The following is a 16751-nucleotide window of genomic DNA, read 5'->3' as shown; positions in this document are numbered from 1 at the left end:
GTTCCGCTGCGTGTCGCGGTGATGGGCTGTGTGGTGAACGGTCCGGGTGAGGCGCGTGAGGCGGACCTGGGTGTGGCGTCCGGCAACGGCAAGGGCCAGATCTTCGTGAAGGGCGAGGTCATCAAGACCGTCCCGGAGTCGAAGATCGTGGAGACCCTCATCGAGGAAGCCATGAAGATCGCCGAGCAGATGGAGAAGGACGGCATCGCCTCCGGCGAGCCCCAGGTCTCCATCGCGGGCTGACCCCACCACTCGCACTGTGCCCCGCAGGGCCCGCCCTGCGGGGCACAGCCGTGTCCGCTCCCCTTGCAGCGCCCGGCCCCGCAGGGCCTCGCATCCGGCCGTCCCGTCCCGTGCGGGGGGCGCCCCGCAGCCTTGTTGGGTACAGTGCGGAAATCAGCAGACAGTATGGTGAGGCCCCCAGTGTTGACGCAGACCACTACCCGGGTCCTCGACCCCGGCGAGCTCCCTGCCGCGCTCGCCATCCTCGAGAGCGAACCTGTCGACAACGCGTTCGTGACGTCCCGCGTCCAGGTCGCGGGACTCGACCCCTGGCGCCTCGGCGGCGAGATGTGGGGCTGGTACGCCGACGGCAGGCTGCGCTCGCTCTGCTACTCCGGCGCCAACCTGGTGCCCATCTGCGCGACTCCCGAGGCCATCAGGGCCTTCGCCGACCGCGCCCGGAGAGCCGGTCGGCGCTGCTCCTCGATCGTGGGCCCCGCCGGGCCCACCGCCCAGCTGTGGCGCCTGCTGGAACCGAGCTGGGGTCCCGCCAGGGAAGTCCGGCCCAACCAGCCCCTCATGGTCACCGAGAGCCCGTCCGCCGAGGTGGCGCCGGACCCGCTCGTGCGCCGTATCCACAAGGAGGACATCGACGTCCTCATGCCGGCGTGCGTGGCGATGTTCACCGAGGAGGTCGGCATCTCCCCGCTGGCCGGTGACGGCGGGCTGCTCTACCAGGCACGCGTCGCCGAGCTGATCACCACCGGCCGCTCCTACGCCCGTATCGACGACGGCAAGGTCGTCTTCAAGGCGGAGATCGGCGCTGCCACCTCACGGGCCTGCCAGATCCAGGGCGTCTGGGTCGCCCCCGAATTCAGGGGCCGCGGTCTCTCCGAGACAGGCATGGCGGCCGTCCTGCGGTACGCGCTGGCCGACGTGGCACCGATCGTCAGCCTGTACGTGAACGACTACAACACCGCCGCACGCAGGGCCTACAGCCGCGTCGGCTTCCGTGAGACCGGTGCGTTCATGAGCGTGCTGTTCTGACCGGGCGGTACGGCCAGTAGGGTTCCCGCATGGCAGCAGCACACCCCGCATCCCCCCGGGGCTCCGGGGCCCCCGGCATCGTGGTCGGACCGCTCGACCTCGCCGCACGTGTCGATGAGGCCCTGGCCGTGCAGGCCCTCGCCTTCGGGCTCTCCCAGGACGAGATCGACGTACGCCGCCACATCGTGCTCAGACACCTCGACCACCCGCAGGCCCGCGCCCTCGGCGCCACGACCCCTGCCGGGCGGCTCGTCGGATTCGTCTACGGCCTGCCGAACAACCGGGCCCACTGGTGGTCCACCGTCGTCGAGCCGTACCTGCGCGCCACGGGCTCCTCGGAATGGCTCGACGACTCCTTCGTGATCACCGAACTCCATGTCCACCCGGAGTTCCAGCAGCGCGGACTCGGCCGCAGCCTGATCACCACCATCACGGACGCCGTCGACCTGCCCCGCTCCATCCTCTCGGCGATCGACACGGAGAGCCCCGCACGCGGCCTCTACCGCGCCCTCGGCTACCAGGACCTGGCCAGGCAGGTGCTCTTCCCCAGCGCGCCCAAGCCCTACGCGGTGATGGGCGCGCCCCTTCCGCTGCGCCGCCGATAGCGAATCGATTTCCGCCCGCGCGTACCGCCCCGCTAACCTCGGCCTCATCACCCTTCCGAGCAGGAGTTCATCATGGCCCAGGTCCAGCGCATGTCCCGATTGATGATCAAGACACTGCGCGATGACCCGGCCGACGCCGAGACGCTCAACCACAAGCTCCTCGTCCGGGCCGGATACGTACGTCGCACCGCCGCCGGAATCTGGTCCTGGCTCCCGCTCGGCAAGAAGGTCCTGGAGAACATCACCCGCGTCGTCCGCGAGGAGATGGACGCCATCGGCGGCCAGGAGGTCCTGCTGCCCGCGCTCCTGCCCAAGGAGGCGTACGAGGCGAGCGGCCGGTACGACGAGTACGGCGACCTGCTGTTCCGGCTCAAGGACCGCAAGGGTGCCGACTACCTCCTCGGCCCCACCCACGAGGAGATCTTCACCCAGATCGTCAAGGACATGTGCTCGTCCTACAAGGACCTGCCCGTGATCCTGTACCAGATCCAGACCAAGTACCGCGACGAGGCCCGCCCCCGCGCCGGTGTGCTGCGCGGCCGTGAGTTCCAGATGAAGGACTCGTACTCCTTCGACACCACCGACGAGGGCCTCGCCGAGGCGTACCGGCTCCACCGCGCCGCGTACATCCGGATCTTCGAGCGCCTCGGCCTCGACCACCGCATCGTCTCGGCGGTCTCCGGAGCCATGGGCGGCTCGGCGTCCGAGGAGTTCCTGGCGCCCGCCCCGGCCGGCGAGGACACCTTCGTCGACTGCCCGAACTGCGACTACGCCGCCAACACGGAGGCAGTGACCTTCAAGGCCACGCCCGGCGACGGTTCCGCGGTCGCCCCCGTCGAGGAGCTGGACACCCCCGACACCCCGACCATCGAGACCCTCGCCGCCCACCTCGGCGTCCCGGCCTCCGCCACCCTGAAGAACCTCCTGGTCAAGGTCGACGGCGAGATCGTGGCCGTGGGCGTCCCCGGCGACCGCGAGGTCGACCTCGGCAAGCTCGGCGAGCACCTCGCCCCCGCCGTCGTCGAGCTCGTCACCGCCGAGGACTTCGTGGGCCGCCCCGACCTGGTGCGCGGCTACGTCGGCCCGCAGGGCCTGGAGAAGGTCCGCTACATCGCCGACCCGCGCATCACCTCCGGCACCGCGTGGATCACGGGCGCCAACAAGGAGGGCAAGCACGCGAAGAACGTCGTCGCGGGCCGCGACTTCGAGGTCGACGACTACCTCGACGTCGTCGTCGTCGAGGCGGGCGACCCCTGCCCCGAGTGCGGCACCGGCCTCCAGGTGGACCGCGCCATCGAGATCGGCCACATCTTCCAGCTCGGCCGCAAGTACGCCGACATCTTCAACCTCGACGTCCTCGGCCAGCAGGGCAAGCCCGTCCGCGTCACGATGGGCTCGTACGGCATCGGCGTCTCCCGCGCGGTGGCCGCACTCGCCGAGCAGACCGCCGACGACAAGGGCCTGTGCTGGCCCCGCGAGATCGCCCCGGCCGACGTGCACGTCGTCGCCGCGGGCAAGGCGCTCCAGACCGAACTGGCCCTCGAGGTCTCCGAGAAGCTGAACGCCGCGGGTCTGCGCGTCCTGGTCGACGACCGCGCGGGAGTCTCGCCCGGCGTCAAGTTCACCGACTCCGAGCTCATCGGTGTCCCGAAGATCCTTGTCGCAGGCCGCCGTTCGGCCGAGGGCGTCCTGGAGCTGAAGGACCGCCGCACGGGCGAGCGCGAGGAGCTCACCGTCGACGAGGCGATCGCCCGCCTGACCGACCAGGGCTGATCCGCACCGCACCCCGCAGACACACGAGAGGCCCCCACCGCGTGGGGGCCTCTCGCGTGCGTTCGGGTCCCTACAGCCAGCCCGCGAACTCCAGGGTCAGCTCGCCGTCCTGCCGACGCCCCGACGTCAGCGCACGGGTGCCCGACTCCACGGCCCGGAACAGCGTCCAGCCGTGCAGCCGTGCCTGGTCCAGTTCCAGCGACTCCGCGAGCTTCTTGATCCGCCGACGGGCCGTCACCGCACCGCCGGGCGAGGCGATCAGGTCCTCGACCCGGTCGCGCACCAGCCGTGCGAGGTCGTAGGCGCGCTCGCCCACCAGCGGCTCGGGACCCACCGCAAGCCACGGGGCACGCTCACCGGACAGCACCTTGCTCTGCCGGAAGTTGCCGTGCAGCAGAAGGAGTTCGGGGGAGTGCGCGACCAGCTCCTCGCGGGCCGCCAGTGCCGCGGAGACCAGCCCCGCGAGCTCCGGTTCCGCCGCTGCGGCCGCCCGCATCGGTTCCGTCTGCCGGGCGGTACGCTCCGCGACGGTCTCGAAGGGGTGCCCGGCCGGCGGGTCGATCCACAGCCGCCGTACCGTCCCCGAGGCCTCCAGCAGAGCCTTCGCCTCAGGAAGCGAACGCAGGGACACCTCGTGGTGCAGCCGCTCCAGCAGCAGGCTGTCACCCGCCGCCGCGCCGCCTTCGGGGGCCAGGAGCTCCACCGCACCCCAGCCGTTCCAATGGGCGAGCGCGGCCCGCTCCAGCGAGGGCTCGGCACCGGGCGGCGCGATCTTCAGCACGGCGGGCGTGCCGTCCGGACGGTGCACGAGGAGAGCGAGGCTGCTGCGGCCGCCCGGGGCCACGACCCGCTCCGGCGAGACATGGTGACCCGCCGCGGACAGCGCCTCCTCGGTGAGTGCGGGAAGCTGCCCGAGCCATTCGGCGGCGGCCGCTTTCCCGTACGTCTCGCCGAGCGCTCGCACCAGCCGCTGCGGCGGTTCGAAACCCATACGTGCCCAGTTCCCTTTCAGAGCTTCCTCAGTGCGTGACAGCCGCGGCGCCGGCCTCGGCGGTCTTGTCCGACGGGCGTGCGGCGGCCTTCTCGGCGAGCCCCGGAAAGGCTACGCCGGTGCCGCGCCAGCGCACCGACCGCACTGCGGCCTCCCGCAGAGCGGTCGCGGCCTCCTGCCGCAGGGGCCCGAGGGCGGCGCGTACGAGATCGGAGTAGACGCCCGCGATCCGGTCCTCCAGCAGGGCGGCGAGGCGCACCGCCGCCGCCGGATCCCGTACCGCGAACGGCAGAGCGTACGCGGCGTCGGCCGCCACCGGAGCACCGCCCAGGTCGCGGACCCTGCGTACCAGCGCGTCGCGCCGGGCCCGGTGGGCGTCGTACGCCGCCGTGGCCTCGGTACGGCGGCGGCCCTCCAGCCGGCCGCCCAGCACCCCGTACCCGTACACGGCGGCGTGCTCGGCTGCGAGCGCGGCCTGCGCCGCCGGCAGGGCAGTCTGCCCTGCCTCGTCCGTCCGCCCGGCTTCCTGCCCGGCCCCTTCGGTCATGACGAGGGCTCCTTGGCCAGTTCGGTCAGCAGATACGCGTGGGCCGCACCGGCTGCGGCGACCGAGGCCAGCAGCCTGGCCAGCTCCGGCCCGGCCGTCAGCAGGGTCTTGGCGTGGGCGTCGGCCACCCGCCGCTCCTCGGCCGCCAGCGCCTGCAGCGCGGCCTTCGCGTCGGTGGCGGGAGCCGTCGGTGCCGGCTGGGCGGTGCTCTTCGGCGGGCCGCCCAGGGCCGATGTGTGCTCCTGCACCGCGGACCGCAGCGGGGCGAGCCCGGCCGCGGTCACCGGGTGGGCGGTCACGACCTGGTCGTACCGGGCGAGCAGCGAGGCACTGGCGCGGGCGGCAGCCGCCCGCAGCGCCGTCTGTGTCCGGGCCGCCGCGGCCCGGGCGTCGGCACTCGCGTTCCCCCGTTGCCCGCCGGACTCCTCGTCGGACCCGCAGCCGGTCAGCACCGCACCCAGTGCGAGCGCTCCGGTAGCGGTGAGCGCACTCCTGCGCGTCGTCCCCGTGCGCCGCACTTGTCTCCTTCGGGCCTGGTTTGTGACCGATTCTGTCCTGAAGTGATCACTGCAGGCGAGCGTACCCGCGCACAGGCGGGAGGCGGACGGCAACACCCCTGCGGACCGGATACCCTTTGACCAGACACGCGACGATCCCCACAACAGCACACGCGGCCGAGGAGTCACCCGGATGAGCACCACCCAGAGCGATAGGCTGCGCGCACTGATCGATCCGCTCGTCGGCGCCAAGGAGCTGGACCTCGAGGAGATCGAGGTGTCCAAGGCCGGCCGCCGCCGGGTTCTGCGGGTCATCGTGGATTCCGAGGACGGCGTGGAGCTCGACACCTGCGCCGAGCTGAGCCGCGCGATCTCCGAGACGCTCGACGAGACCGACGCGATGGGTGAGGGCGAGTACGTCCTCGAAGTGAGCTCTCCGGGCGCCGACCGCCCGTTGACCGAGCACCGCCACTACGTACGCGCCATCGGCAGGCTGGCGAAGCTGGGCCTGAACGACGGCGAAGAGCTGGTGGCCCGCATCCTCGCAGTCGACGACGAGGGGCTCGATCTCGAAGTGCCGGGCGTCAAGGGCCGTAAGCCCACGTCGCGCCGTGTCGCCTTCGACGAGATCGCCAAGGCGCGCGTGGAGATCGAATTCAACCGCAAGGACAAGAAGGAAGAGGAGGCGTAGCCGTGGACATCGATGTGAAGCTTTTGAAGGGCTTGGCGCAGGACAAGGAGATCCCCTTCGACGTGCTCGTCGGGGCGATCGAGGCGGCCCTCCTCATCGCGTACCACCGCACCGACGGCAGCCACCGCCGGGCGCGGGTCGAGCTGAACGAGCGCGGCCACGTGACGGTGTGGGCCAAGGAGGACCCGGCCGACCTCGAAGAGGGCCAGGAGCCCAAGGAGTTCGACGACACCCCGTCCGGCTTCGGCCGCATCGCGGCGACCACCGCCAAGCAGGTCATCCTGCAGCGCCTGCGCGACGCCGAGGACGACAAGACGTTCGGCGAGTACGCGGGCCACGAGGGCGATGTCGTCACCGGCCTGGTCCAGCAGGGCAAGGACCCGAAGAACGTCCTCGTCGACATCGGCAAGATGGAAGCGATCCTGCCGGTGCAGGAGCAGGTGCCGGGCGAGGAGTACAAGCACGGTCTGCGGCTGCGCACGTACGTCGTACGGGTGGCCAAGGGTGTGCGCGGTCCGTCGGTGACCCTGTCGCGGACCCACCCCAACCTGGTGAAGAAGCTCTTCGCGCTGGAGGTCCCGGAGATCGCGGACGGTTCGGTGGTCATCGAGGCCATCGCCCGCGAGGCCGGTCACCGCAGCAAGATCGCCGTGCGGTCCACCCGGGCCGGGCTGAACCCCAAGGGTGCCTGCATCGGCCCGATGGGCAGCCGTGTGCGCAATGTCATGGCCGAGCTGCACGGCGAGAAGATCGACATCGTGGACTGGTCGGACGATCCGGCCGAGATGGTCGCCAACGCGCTGTCACCCGCTCGGGTGAGCCAGGTCGAGGTCGTGGACCTCGCCGCGCGCTCCGCCCGGGTCACCGTGCCCGACTACCAGCTGTCGCTGGCGATCGGCAAGGAGGGGCAGAACGCCCGCCTGGCGGCACGCCTCACCGGCTGGCGCATCGACATCCGTCCGGACACCGAGACCGACGCCGAGCGGGACGTCGCCGACCGTGAGCGCGCCGAGCGCGCCCGGGAGCGGTCCGAGCGCGGCTGATCCGTTCCGCCCCGGGGGTCCGGGGCGGTCCGAAGGAATAGATCAAGGCGTTCCGTCGCTGAGATCACGACAACATCCGTTCGATTTTTGCCCCAAAGGGGTGAGGTCGGTACGGGGAGGTAGACTTAAACGTGTCTGGCCGGACGCACGCCCGCGCTTGCCCCGAACGAACCTGTGTGGGATGCCGGGAGCGAGCGGCCAAGAGCGAGCTGCTGCGCATCGTGGTGGACGAGGGTGAAGTTGTCCCTGATCCACGCGGTACGCTGCCCGGCCGGGGTGCGTACGTGCACCCGGTCTCTGTCTGTCTCGACCTGGCGGTCCGCCGCCGGGCATTCCCCCGGGCCTTCAAGGCCAAGGGGCCGTTCGATTCCGCGGCACTGCAGCGGTTCGTCGAGCGGGTGACACCGTAAGAAAAGTGAACGGCACGGGTCCCCGTGCGGTCAGGTACCTCGCGAGTTGGAAGTAGGTCGAGATTGCGATGAGCACTCGATGAGTACGCGATGAGTACGCCCATGAAGTAGCGACGGTCCGGCGGTAACCCGGACCTAAAAGGAGCGAAGTGGCTAAGGTCCGGGTATACGAACTCGCCAAGGAGTTCGGGGTTGAGAGCAAGGTCGTCATGGCCAAGCTCCAAGAACTCGGTGAATTCGTCCGTTCGGCGTCCTCGACGATCGAGGCGCCGGTTGTACGCAAATTGACTGACGCACTGCAGGGTCCCGGCGGCAACGCCGGCAAGTCCGCTGCAAAGCCTGGCGCGCCCCGCAAGGCCGCCCCCGTGAAGCCCGCAGCGCCCTCCCCGGCCGCTGCGGCACGTCCTGCTGGCCCCAAGCCCGGCGCACCGGCCCCCAAGCCGGCCGCTGCCGAGGCCCCGGCGAGCAGCACCCCCGCAGCACCTTCCGCGCCGTCTGCGGGCCCGCGTCCGGGTCCGAAGCCCGCGCCCAAGGCTGCCCCGGTCACCCCGGTGCCCGCCGCCGAGTTCTCGGCTCCGGCACCGGCCCAGCCGGCCGCACCCCAGCAGCCGCAGGCCCCGCGTCCCGCGGGTGCCACCCCCGGTCCCCGCCCCGCCCGTCCGGCTCCGGCCGGCGGTCAGCGTGACGGCGGCCGCGGTGGCGAGCGTGGCGGCGAGCGCGGCGGCGACCGTCCGGCACGTCCCGCAGGCCAGGGCGCACCCCGCCCCGGTGGCGCGCGTCCGGCGGGTCCCCGTCCGGGTAACAACCCGTTCACCTCCGGTGGCTCCACCGGCATGGCGCGCCCCGGCGCGCCCCGTCCCGGCGGCGCCCCGCGTCCCGGCGGCGGTCAGGAGCGCCCCGGCGCTCCGCGTCCGCAGGGCGGCTCCGGCGGCCCCGGTGGCGCACCGCGCCCGCAGGGTCAGGGTGGTGCCCGTCCGTCTCCGGGCGGCATGCCCCGTCCGCAGTCCCCGCGTCCCGGCGGTGCCCCCGCGGGTAACCGTCCGAACCCGGGCATGATGCCGCAGCGTCCCGCTGCCGCACCGCGTCCCGGCGGTGGCCCCGGCGGCGGCGGGCGTGGTCCCGGTGCCGGTGGCGGTCGTCCCGGTGGCGGTGGCGGCGCAGGTCGTCCCGGTGGCGGCGGCTTCGCAGGCCGTCCGGCCGGTCCCGGTGGTGGCGGCGGCGGCTTCGCCGGCCGTCCCGGTGGTCCCGGTGGCGGTGGCGGCGCAGGCCGTCCCGGTGGTGGCGGCGGCTTCGGCGGTCGTCCCGGCTTCGGTGGACGTCCCGGCGGCCCGGGTGCCCGTGGTGGCACACAGGGTGCGTTCGGCCGTCCCGGCGGTCCCGCGCGTCGTGGCCGTAAGTCGAAGAGGCAGAGGCGCCAGGAGTACGAGGCCATGCAGGCCCCGTCGGTGGGCGGCGTCATGCTGCCCCGTGGCAACGGACAGGCTGTCCGGCTGTCGCGCGGTGCTTCCCTCACCGACTTCGCCGAGAAGATCAACGCCAACCCGGCGTCGCTCGTCGGCGTGATGATGAACCTCGGCGAGATGGTCACTGCCACGCAGTCCGTCTCCGACGAGACGCTGAAGATGCTCGCGGACGAGATGAACTTCGTCCTGGAGATCGTCAGCCCCGAGGAGGAGGACCGCGAGCTGCTCGAGTCCTTCGATATCGAGTTCGGCGAGGACGAGGGCGGCGAAGAGGCCCTGGTCTCCCGTCCGCCGGTCGTGACCGTCATGGGTCACGTCGACCACGGTAAGACCCGACTGCTGGACGCGATCCGCAAGACGAACGTCATTGCGGGCGAGGCCGGCGGCATTACGCAGCACATCGGTGCGTACCAGGTCGGCGCCGAGGTCAATGGCGAGGACCGCAGGATCACCTTCATCGACACCCCGGGTCACGAGGCGTTCACCGCCATGCGTGCACGTGGTGCGAAGTCCACCGACATCGCGATCCTCGTGGTGGCGGCGAACGACGGTGTGATGCCCCAGACGATCGAGGCGCTGAACCACGCCAAGGCGGCCGACGTGCCGATCGTGGTCGCGGTCAACAAGATCGACGTCGAGGGTGCGGACCCGACCAAGGTGCGCGGTCAGCTCACCGAGTTCGGTCTGGTGGCCGAGGAGTACGGCGGCGACACGATGTTCGTCGACATCTCCGCCAAGCAGGGCCTCAACATCGAGGCTCTTCTGGAGGCCGTCGTCCTCACCGCCGACGCCTCGCTCGACCTGCGGGCCAACCCGGAGCAGGACGCGCAGGGTATTGCGATCGAGTCCCACCTCGACCGCGGCCGCGGTGCCGTTGCGACCGTCCTGGTCCAGCGAGGCACGCTGCGGGTCGGCGACACGATGGTGGTCGGCGACGCGTACGGCCGAGTCCGCGCGATGCTCGACGACAAGGGCGAGAACGTCGAGGAAGCGGGTCCCTCGACCCCCGTCCTCGTGCTGGGTCTCACCAATGTCCCGGGTGCCGGCGACAACTTCCTGGTCGTCGACGAGGACCGTACGGCCCGTCAGATCGCCGAGAAGCGTGCCGCTCGTGAGCGCAACGCCAACTTCGCCCGCAAGGGTGTCCGGTTCTCCCTGGAGAACCTGGACGAGGCGCTCAAGGCCGGTCTGGTCCAGGAGCTCAACCTCATCATCAAGGGCGACGCGTCCGGTTCGGTGGAGGCTCTCGAGTCCTCGCTGCTCCAGCTCGACGTCGGTGAAGAGGTCGACATCCGGGTCCTGCACCGCGGTGTGGGTGCGGTCACCGAGTCGGACATCGACCTGGCGACCGGCTCCGACGCCATCGTGATCGGCTTCAACGTGCGCGCCGCAGGGCGTGCCGCGCAGATGGCCGACCGCGAAGGTGTGGACGTCCGGTACTACTCGGTCATCTACCAGGCGATCGAAGAGATCGAAGCGGCCCTCAAGGGCATGCTCAAGCCGGAGTACGAAGAGGTCGAGCTCGGTACGGCGGAGATCCGCGAGATCTTCCGCTCGTCCAAGCTGGGCAACATCGCCGGTGTGCTGGTCCGGTCCGGCGAGGTCAAGCGCAACACGAAGGCGCGCCTGCTGCGTGATGGCAAGGTCATCGCGGAGAGCCTCAACATCTCCGGTCTGCGCCGCTTCAAGGACGACGTCACCGAGATCCGCGAAGGCTTCGAGGGCGGTATCAACCTCGGAAACTTCAACGACATCAAGATCGACGACGTCATCGCGACGTACGAGATGCGCGAGAAGCCGCGAGGCTGATCCACAGGGATTCCCGGGGGGAGACCCCCGGGCATCCCGCACGGTCGGGGCCGGTCGACGGGTCGTATTTCCGTCGATCGGCCCCGGCCGTTCCGTGTACGGTTCTTGTGTCCCTGCCAAGCGATGGCGGGGCGCGAACCCGAACCGGCGGGACATCCGGACATACATGTATGTGGGGACACTGTCCTTCGACCTTCTCCTCGGCGACGTACGGTCGCTGAAGGAGAAACGCTCCATCGTCCGGCCGATCGTTGCCGAGATCCACCGCAAGTTCGGGGTGAGTGTCGCGGAGACGGGCGGCCAGGACCTCCATCGCAGGGCCGAGATCGGCCTTGCCGTGGTCTCCGGGGACACCGGACACCTCACAGACGTACTGGACCGGTGCGAGCGCATGGTCGCCGGCCGGCCGGAAGTGGAGCTGCTGTCCGTACGACGGCGGCTGCACAACGACGAAGACGATTGAGCACGTTCAAGAAGGAGACGGACCAGTGGCCGACAACGCGCGGGCAAAGAAGCTGGCGGACCTCATCCAGGTGGTGGTCGCCGAGAAACTGCAGCGCGGTATCAAGGACCCGCGTCTGGGCACGCACGTGACCATCACGGACACCCGCGTCACCGGCGACCTGCGGGAGGCCACGGTCTTCTACACGGTCTACGGCGACGACGAGGAGCGGGCGTCCGCGGCGGCCGGGCTGGAGAGCGCCAAGGGCATCCTTCGCTCGGCGGTCGGCGCGGCGGCGGGGACGAAGTTCACCCCGACCCTGGCCTTCGTGGCCGACGCCCTGCCGGACAACGCCAAGGCGATCGAGGACCTGCTCGACCGGGCACGGGCCTCGGACGCCAAGGTCCGCGAGGCATCCTCCGGCGCCACGTACGCCGGTGACGCGGACCCGTACCGCAAGCCGGAGGACGAGGACGACGAGTCCGGCGAGAACGGCGAGGGCTCACCTTCCGCATGACGCAGAACAAAACGCCGGACGGCCTTGTCATCGTCGACAAGCCGTCCGGCTTCACTTCGCACGACGTCGTGGCCAAGATGCGCGGCATCGCCCGCACCCGACGGGTCGGCCATGCCGGCACCCTGGACCCGATGGCGACAGGCGTCCTCGTGCTCGGCGTCGAGAAGGCCACCAAGCTCCTCGGCCATCTCGCACTGACCGAGAAGGAGTACCTCGGTACGATCCGGCTCGGCCAGGACACCGTCACCGATGACGCGGAGGGCGAGATCACCTCGTCCACCGACGCCTCGGGCGTGACCCGCGAGGGCATCGACGCCGGTGTCGCCGCACTGAGCGGCCCGATCATGCAGGTGCCGTCCAAGGTCAGCGCCATCAAGATCGACGGCAAGCGCTCGTACGCCCGGGTGCGCGGCGGCGAGGAGTTCGAGATCCCGGCCCGCCCGGTGACCATCTCGTCCTTCCGCGTCTACGACGTGCGCGAGGCGGTGGCCGAGGACGGGACACCCGTGGTCGACCTGGTCGTCTCGGTCGTCTGCTCCTCGGGCACGTACATCCGGGCCCTGGCGCGTGACCTCGGTGCCGGACTCGGCGTCGGCGGGCACCTGACGGCGCTGCGGCGCACCCGGGTCGGCCCGTACGGGATCGACGCGGCCAGGACGCTCGACCAGCACCAGGAGGAACTGGTCGTCATGCCGGTCGCCGAGGCGGCCGCTTCGGCGTTCCCCCGCTGGGACGTGGACGAGAAGCGGGCCAGGCTGCTGCTCAACGGCGTGCGGGTCGACATGCCCGCGTATCCGCCGGGTCCGGTCGGGGTCTTCGGGCCCGACGGGACGTTCCTGGTGCTCGTCGAGGAGCAGAAGGGCAAGGCCAAGAGCCTCGCCGTCTTCGCCTGACAGCGCATGAGGTCCGGTGACAGGGCATGAGGACCGGTCGGTCCCATCGTGGAGCGGGCAGGCCCCCCGGTGCCCGCTCCACGATCCCCCTCCAGGGACCATCCCTGTCCAACCGAACCCGTGGATTCACCCCAATGGACGGGCGCTCGGAGTGACTGAGGGGTGTGAGGGGGGCGCTTTCGCCCCCTGCGCTTCTCGTCCTGATCACCCGAGACCTACCGTCGGACCATGGGCAGCGGGGACCGGTCGAAACTGGTAAGAATCTGCGATCAGGCCGGCCGGCCGCGGGGGACCGGATTCGTCGCGGACGACCGCGGCACGGTCGTCACCGGACATCAGGCCGTCGCCTCCCGCGAACCCCTGGTGCTGCACGGGGCGGACGGCCGGACCTGCCCCGCAGGCACCGGCGACATCACCTCTCTGCCCGGCCTCGGTCTCGCCCTGCTGCGCACCGGCGGGCCCGAAGTCCTCGGTGTCGAACCACTCCCCATCGCCGCACGCGACCGCGTCGGGACAGGCACCTACGTGCGGATCGCCGCCCACGGCTGGCGGGAGGCGCGCGTACTCGGCACGACCCCGGCGACGTACGACGAGGGCGGACGCAGCCACCGGCTGACCGCCGCGATGGAGCTGGCCCTCGGCACGGACGGGCGCGACGCCCTGCGGTCGGGCGGCGCCGCCGTGGGCGGGCCCGTCACCGACCCGGACACCGGTGCCGTCCTCGGCGTGCTCTCCACCGCGCTGCGGGCCGAGCACGAGGCGGCGGGGCTCGCGGTGCTCCTCCCCGGCCCGGACCACGGCCGGGGCGGACCGCTGGACGAACTGCTGCGGCGCAACGCCAGCGGTGTCCCCGGATACGGGTGCGACCTCAACCTGGCGGGGGCACTGCAGCTGACCGCGACCTCGCTCGGCTCCGCGGGACGTCCGGACGGTACGGAGGCCGTCGAACGTCCGCACATCACCGACGAGTTCACCGCCTTCGAGTCCGGTACGGGACCGGTACTCGGCGTCGTCGGGGCCCCCGGTACGGGGCGGACCACGGAGCTGGCGGCCCTCGCCGCCCGCCGTTCCCGCGGTCAGGTCCCCGCCCTGACCATCTGGCTGCGCGGCGCCGATCTGCTGGCCGAGGACACCTCGGTCGCGGACGCGATCACCCGCGCGCTCCGGCGTTCCGGACGGATCGTCTCGGCGGCCGGGGCCCGGGGCGACATGACGACGGCAACGCCCGAGCGGGTGGCCCGCCTCGCCGGGGCGTCCGGCAACCCGCTGCTGGTCGTCGTGGACGGTCCCGAGGAGATGCCGCCCCTGCTGGCCCACCGGCTCGCCGAGTGGACCCGCGGGACGGTGGACTGGCTGTGCTGCCACGGGGTGCGGATGGTCGTCGCCTGCCGCCCCGAGCACTGGGAGACCGCAGGCGCGCTGTACCCGCCGGACGTCCTGCACCGCCCGCAGCGGCCCGCCCGCCGCCTGCCGCCCGCCGTCCGGCTGGGTGACCTGACCGCCGACCAGGCGGAGCGGGCCAGGGACCGATACGACATCCCGCCGGACGCGATCGCACCGGGACACGACCGGCACCCGCTGACCCTGCGGCTGCTCGCCGAGGTACGGGGCGCGCTGCCGCCCGACGTACCGGGCAGGCCCGGCACCGAAGAGGTCTTCGCGGCCTGGCTGGACCTCGCCTGCGTCCGGATCGCCGTCCGCATCGGGGCGGAGGCCGAGCCGAGGCTCCGGGGCACGGCGGTCCGCAGGCTGGCCGCGAAGGTGGCGGGACAGGTCCACGAAGCGGCCCGGCGCTGCCTCGGGCCGGGGCAGGGGGAGCTGGACCGTGCCACGTTCGAGGAGATCTTCCCGTGGCGAACGGGGTGGGCCTCGGCGGTCCTCACCGAGGGACTCCTCGTACCGGCGGGCGCGGGGTACCGCTTCGCCCACGAGGAGCTGGGCGACTGGGTGCAGGGCGCCCACCTGGACCTGGACGCCGCACTGCGCTCCCTGGTCCACCGCTGGCACACTCCGGAGGTGCCCGCACCCTCCCGGGCGGACGCACAGCGGTCCGCGGCGCCGCCGGAGCCGTCCGGGGCCGCCGAACCCCGCAACCTCCCCGTACCGCGCCATCGCATCGGCCCGGTGATCCAGGCGATGCTCCTGCTGGGACGCCGCCAGGGGAGCGCGGCGCTGGCGCACCGGATGGCCGATCTGATCGAGGCGACGGACCGTCTGACGGCCGGCAACGAGCCCGGCGGCGCCGCGTCCGCCCGGCATGCCGACGCCGTGTGGTGGGCGGCCCACCTGCTCGGGGAGAGCCTGCTCAGAGTTCCCGACGCCCGGCCGTACCTCGGGGTGCTGCGCGTCCTCACCGGACGGATCACCCGGCGGTCCCCGGCCGCAGGTACCTACGCCGGATTCGGGCCGTGGTTCTGGCGGAGGCTCCGGCTGCCGGAGGAGGACCGGATCGACCTGCTCCGCCGCCTCGTACCGGCCGACGGCGCCCCGCGCGCCGACGGGGACGAACGGTATCTGGACGCCGTGGCCCGGCGGCTCACCGCGAACCCGCGGACGGTGCAGGCACTGCTGTGCCGCTGGTTCACCGACGAGAGCCCGCTGCCCGCCGAGGAGGGCATGCCGATGCGGCTCACCGTGGCCGCGGCCGCACAGGCCCTTCTGTACGCCCGCCGCGACCTCGCCGTCGACGACCTGACCGAAGCACTGGTGGACACCGCCCACCCGCGCGCCGCCGAACTGCTCACCGCCCTCGCCGAGGACGAGCCGTCCTCGCTCTGCAGGGCCGTCGACCGCTGGGCGCGCGACGAGGAGCGGCCCGCGCGCCGGGCGGCCGCGGCGGTCCACGCCACGCTCACCGCCCCCCTGGCCACCTCGGACGCCGACCGGGCCCTGCTGCGCGGAGCCGCGCTCACCCTGCTCGCCCGCGCGGGCGACACCGCCCTGCACGCTCCGGCGCTCACCCTGCTCGTCAGGGATCCGCAGACCCGGATCCGCTACCTGCCACAGGCCCTGCGGGTCTTCGCCGCCGGGGACCCCAGGCTGCCCGTGACACTGCTGGCCGAGGTGTTCCCCGAGTATCCGGAGCCGGTGCTCGCCGCGCTGCGCGCGCGCCTGGCGGTGCCCGGGGACGCGGCCGACGAGGTCCTGGGAGCGCTGGCCGGCCTGGACACCCCTGCCCTCGCCCTGCACGCCCCCGGCCTCGTACGGCAGTACATCGACAACCACCCCGGACGCGGGGCACAGGCCGCCGCCTATGTGGAGCGCAGGCTGGAGCACAGCCCGGCCGCCCGCGCGCTGCTGCTGCCCCTGGTGACCGGGCTGCTGCGGGACCGCCCCGCGCCCGCGCCGGTACGCGCCGCGCTGGCCCGGGTGCTCGCCGCACCGGGCAGCGCCGGCTCCCGGCCCCTGCGGTCCGAGCTGCTGGAGGTGCTGCTGGACTTCGAGCAGGACACCGGGAGGGACCCCGCGGTGCTCGAGGCCCTGCTGCGGGCCGCGGCAGCGGGTTCCGGCCGGCGCCCCGAGGCCCGTACGAGGGCGCTGGTGCACCGCACCGGGATGCTCCTGGTGCGGACGCCCGAGGGGGCCGCCCGCTTCGACCGCGGGCTGGTCGAGCTCGCCCGCGAGGTGCCCGGATTCGCCGGGCTCGTCACCCGGTGGCTGGCCGACGCCCCCCAGGAGTGGGCCGCCGTCGTGGGACCCAGCGCCCGGCGGACGGTGGAGGGCCTGGAGAGATCACAGCCCGGGATGCCGATGCCGATGCAGGCCGTGGGACGTGAGCATGGCAGTCTTAGACCTGCGTAA

15 protein-coding genes are annotated in these 16751 nt (G+C 72.1%); 12 read left to right on the top strand and 3 right to left on the bottom strand.

The features are described from left to right. The 4 genes from ACFQ6X_RS33565 to ACFQ6X_RS33550 form a co-directional block, all read left to right on the top strand. A partial coding sequence (locus ACFQ6X_RS33565; RefSeq protein ID WP_383187339.1) for a flavodoxin-dependent (E)-4-hydroxy-3-methylbut-2-enyl-diphosphate synthase occupies positions 1-243 on the top strand: 243 nt, incomplete at its 5' end. 165 nt (positions 244-408) lie between these two features. After that, the gene (locus ACFQ6X_RS33560) at positions 409-1269 is read left to right on the top strand and encodes a GNAT family N-acetyltransferase (protein WP_383187337.1); all 861 of its coding nucleotides are present in this window, start codon (positions 409-411) and stop codon (positions 1267-1269) included. Between the two features lie 29 nt (positions 1270-1298). After that, on the top strand, positions 1299-1874 hold the full coding sequence (locus ACFQ6X_RS33555; RefSeq protein ID WP_383187334.1) for a GNAT family N-acetyltransferase: 576 nt from the start codon (positions 1299-1301) through the stop codon (positions 1872-1874). 72 nt (positions 1875-1946) lie between these two features. Then, positions 1947-3647 (top strand): proline--tRNA ligase, encoded by a 1701-nt coding sequence (locus tag ACFQ6X_RS33550; protein WP_383187331.1) that lies wholly within the window; start codon positions 1947-1949, stop codon positions 3645-3647. Positions 3648-3717: 70 nt separating this feature from the next. Here the strand turns inward: ACFQ6X_RS33550 and ACFQ6X_RS33545 are convergent, their stop codons facing one another. The 3 genes from ACFQ6X_RS33545 to ACFQ6X_RS33535 are packed head-to-tail and all read right to left on the bottom strand — an operon-like array spanning position 3718 to position 5703. Continuing rightward, a complete protein-coding gene (locus ACFQ6X_RS33545) occupies positions 3718-4638 on the bottom strand; it encodes an aminoglycoside phosphotransferase family protein (RefSeq protein WP_383187328.1) in 921 nt (306 codons plus the stop codon). A 28-nt stretch (positions 4639-4666) separates the two neighbouring features. Beyond that, positions 4667-5185, bottom strand: a complete 519-nt coding sequence (locus tag ACFQ6X_RS33540; protein ID WP_383187325.1) for a ferritin-like domain-containing protein — start codon at positions 5183-5185, stop codon at positions 4667-4669. Then, positions 5182-5703, bottom strand: a complete 522-nt coding sequence (locus tag ACFQ6X_RS33535; protein ID WP_383187322.1) for a hypothetical protein — start codon at positions 5701-5703, stop codon at positions 5182-5184. Before ACFQ6X_RS33535 ends, ACFQ6X_RS33540 begins: the two co-directional genes overlap by 4 nt. Before the next feature lie 172 nt (positions 5704-5875). On the opposite strand from ACFQ6X_RS33535, the gene rimP reads away from it, so the two are divergent. The 8 genes from rimP (at position 5876) to ACFQ6X_RS33495 (ending at position 16751) form a co-directional block, all read left to right on the top strand. After that, positions 5876-6373: a ribosome maturation factor RimP gene (gene rimP / locus ACFQ6X_RS33530; RefSeq protein WP_383187319.1), complete on the top strand. Its 498-nt coding sequence runs from the start codon at positions 5876-5878 to the stop codon at positions 6371-6373. Positions 6374-6375: 2 nt separating this feature from the next. Next, positions 6376-7416 carry a transcription termination factor NusA gene (nusA, locus tag ACFQ6X_RS33525; protein WP_329206849.1) on the top strand — a complete coding sequence of 347 codons (1041 nt, stop codon included), beginning with the start codon at positions 6376-6378 and terminating at the stop codon, positions 7414-7416. 131 nt (positions 7417-7547) lie between these two features. Next, positions 7548-7826: a YlxR family protein gene (locus tag ACFQ6X_RS33520; protein ID WP_329206847.1), complete on the top strand. Its 279-nt coding sequence runs from the start codon at positions 7548-7550 to the stop codon at positions 7824-7826. 149 nt (positions 7827-7975) lie between these two features. After that, positions 7976-11098, top strand: a complete 3123-nt coding sequence (infB, locus tag ACFQ6X_RS33515; protein ID WP_383187316.1) for a translation initiation factor IF-2 — start codon at positions 7976-7978, stop codon at positions 11096-11098. A 166-nt stretch (positions 11099-11264) separates the two neighbouring features. Continuing rightward, entirely contained in the window at positions 11265-11561 is a 297-nt protein-coding gene (locus tag ACFQ6X_RS33510) for a DUF503 domain-containing protein (RefSeq protein ID WP_329206844.1), read from the top strand. A 25-nt stretch (positions 11562-11586) separates the two neighbouring features. Then, on the top strand, positions 11587-12057 hold the full coding sequence (gene rbfA, locus ACFQ6X_RS33505; protein ID WP_329206843.1) for a 30S ribosome-binding factor RbfA: 471 nt from the start codon (positions 11587-11589) through the stop codon (positions 12055-12057). After that, positions 12054-12950, top strand: coding sequence for a tRNA pseudouridine(55) synthase TruB (gene truB / locus ACFQ6X_RS33500; protein ID WP_383187313.1), 897 nt, complete (start codon positions 12054-12056; stop codon positions 12948-12950). The genes rbfA and truB overlap by 4 nt, the downstream gene beginning before the upstream one ends. Positions 12951-13178: 228 nt before the next feature. Further along, positions 13179-16751 carry a trypsin-like peptidase domain-containing protein gene (locus ACFQ6X_RS33495; RefSeq protein ID WP_383187310.1) on the top strand — a complete coding sequence of 1191 codons (3573 nt, stop codon included), beginning with the start codon at positions 13179-13181 and terminating at the stop codon, positions 16749-16751.

The sequence above is a fragment of the Streptomyces sp. NPDC056452 genome (assembly GCF_042796085.1).
Lineage (GTDB): Bacteria > Actinomycetota > Actinomycetes > Streptomycetales > Streptomycetaceae > Streptomyces.
This window is presented reverse-complemented; position numbering and strand designations above follow the sequence as displayed.

Coding starts and splice junctions, on each gene's coding strand:
- ACFQ6X_RS33560 (WP_383187337.1), top strand. CDS start 409: ATGGTGAGGCCCCCAGTGTTGACGCAGACCACTACCCGGGTCCTCGAC.
- ACFQ6X_RS33555 (WP_383187334.1), top strand. CDS start 1,299: ATGGCAGCAGCACACCCCGCATCCCCCCGGGGCTCCGGGGCCCCCGGC.
- ACFQ6X_RS33550 (WP_383187331.1), top strand. CDS start 1,947: ATGGCCCAGGTCCAGCGCATGTCCCGATTGATGATCAAGACACTGCGC.
- ACFQ6X_RS33545 (WP_383187328.1), bottom strand. CDS start 4,638: ATGGGTTTCGAACCGCCGCAGCGGCTGGTGCGAGCGCTCGGCGAGACG.
- ACFQ6X_RS33540 (WP_383187325.1), bottom strand. CDS start 5,185: ATGACCGAAGGGGCCGGGCAGGAAGCCGGGCGGACGGACGAGGCAGGG.
- rimP (WP_383187319.1), top strand. CDS start 5,876: ATGAGCACCACCCAGAGCGATAGGCTGCGCGCACTGATCGATCCGCTC.
- ACFQ6X_RS33510 (WP_329206844.1), top strand. CDS start 11,265: ATGTATGTGGGGACACTGTCCTTCGACCTTCTCCTCGGCGACGTACGG.
- truB (WP_383187313.1), top strand. CDS start 12,054: ATGACGCAGAACAAAACGCCGGACGGCCTTGTCATCGTCGACAAGCCG.
- ACFQ6X_RS33495 (WP_383187310.1), top strand. CDS start 13,179: ATGGGCAGCGGGGACCGGTCGAAACTGGTAAGAATCTGCGATCAGGCC.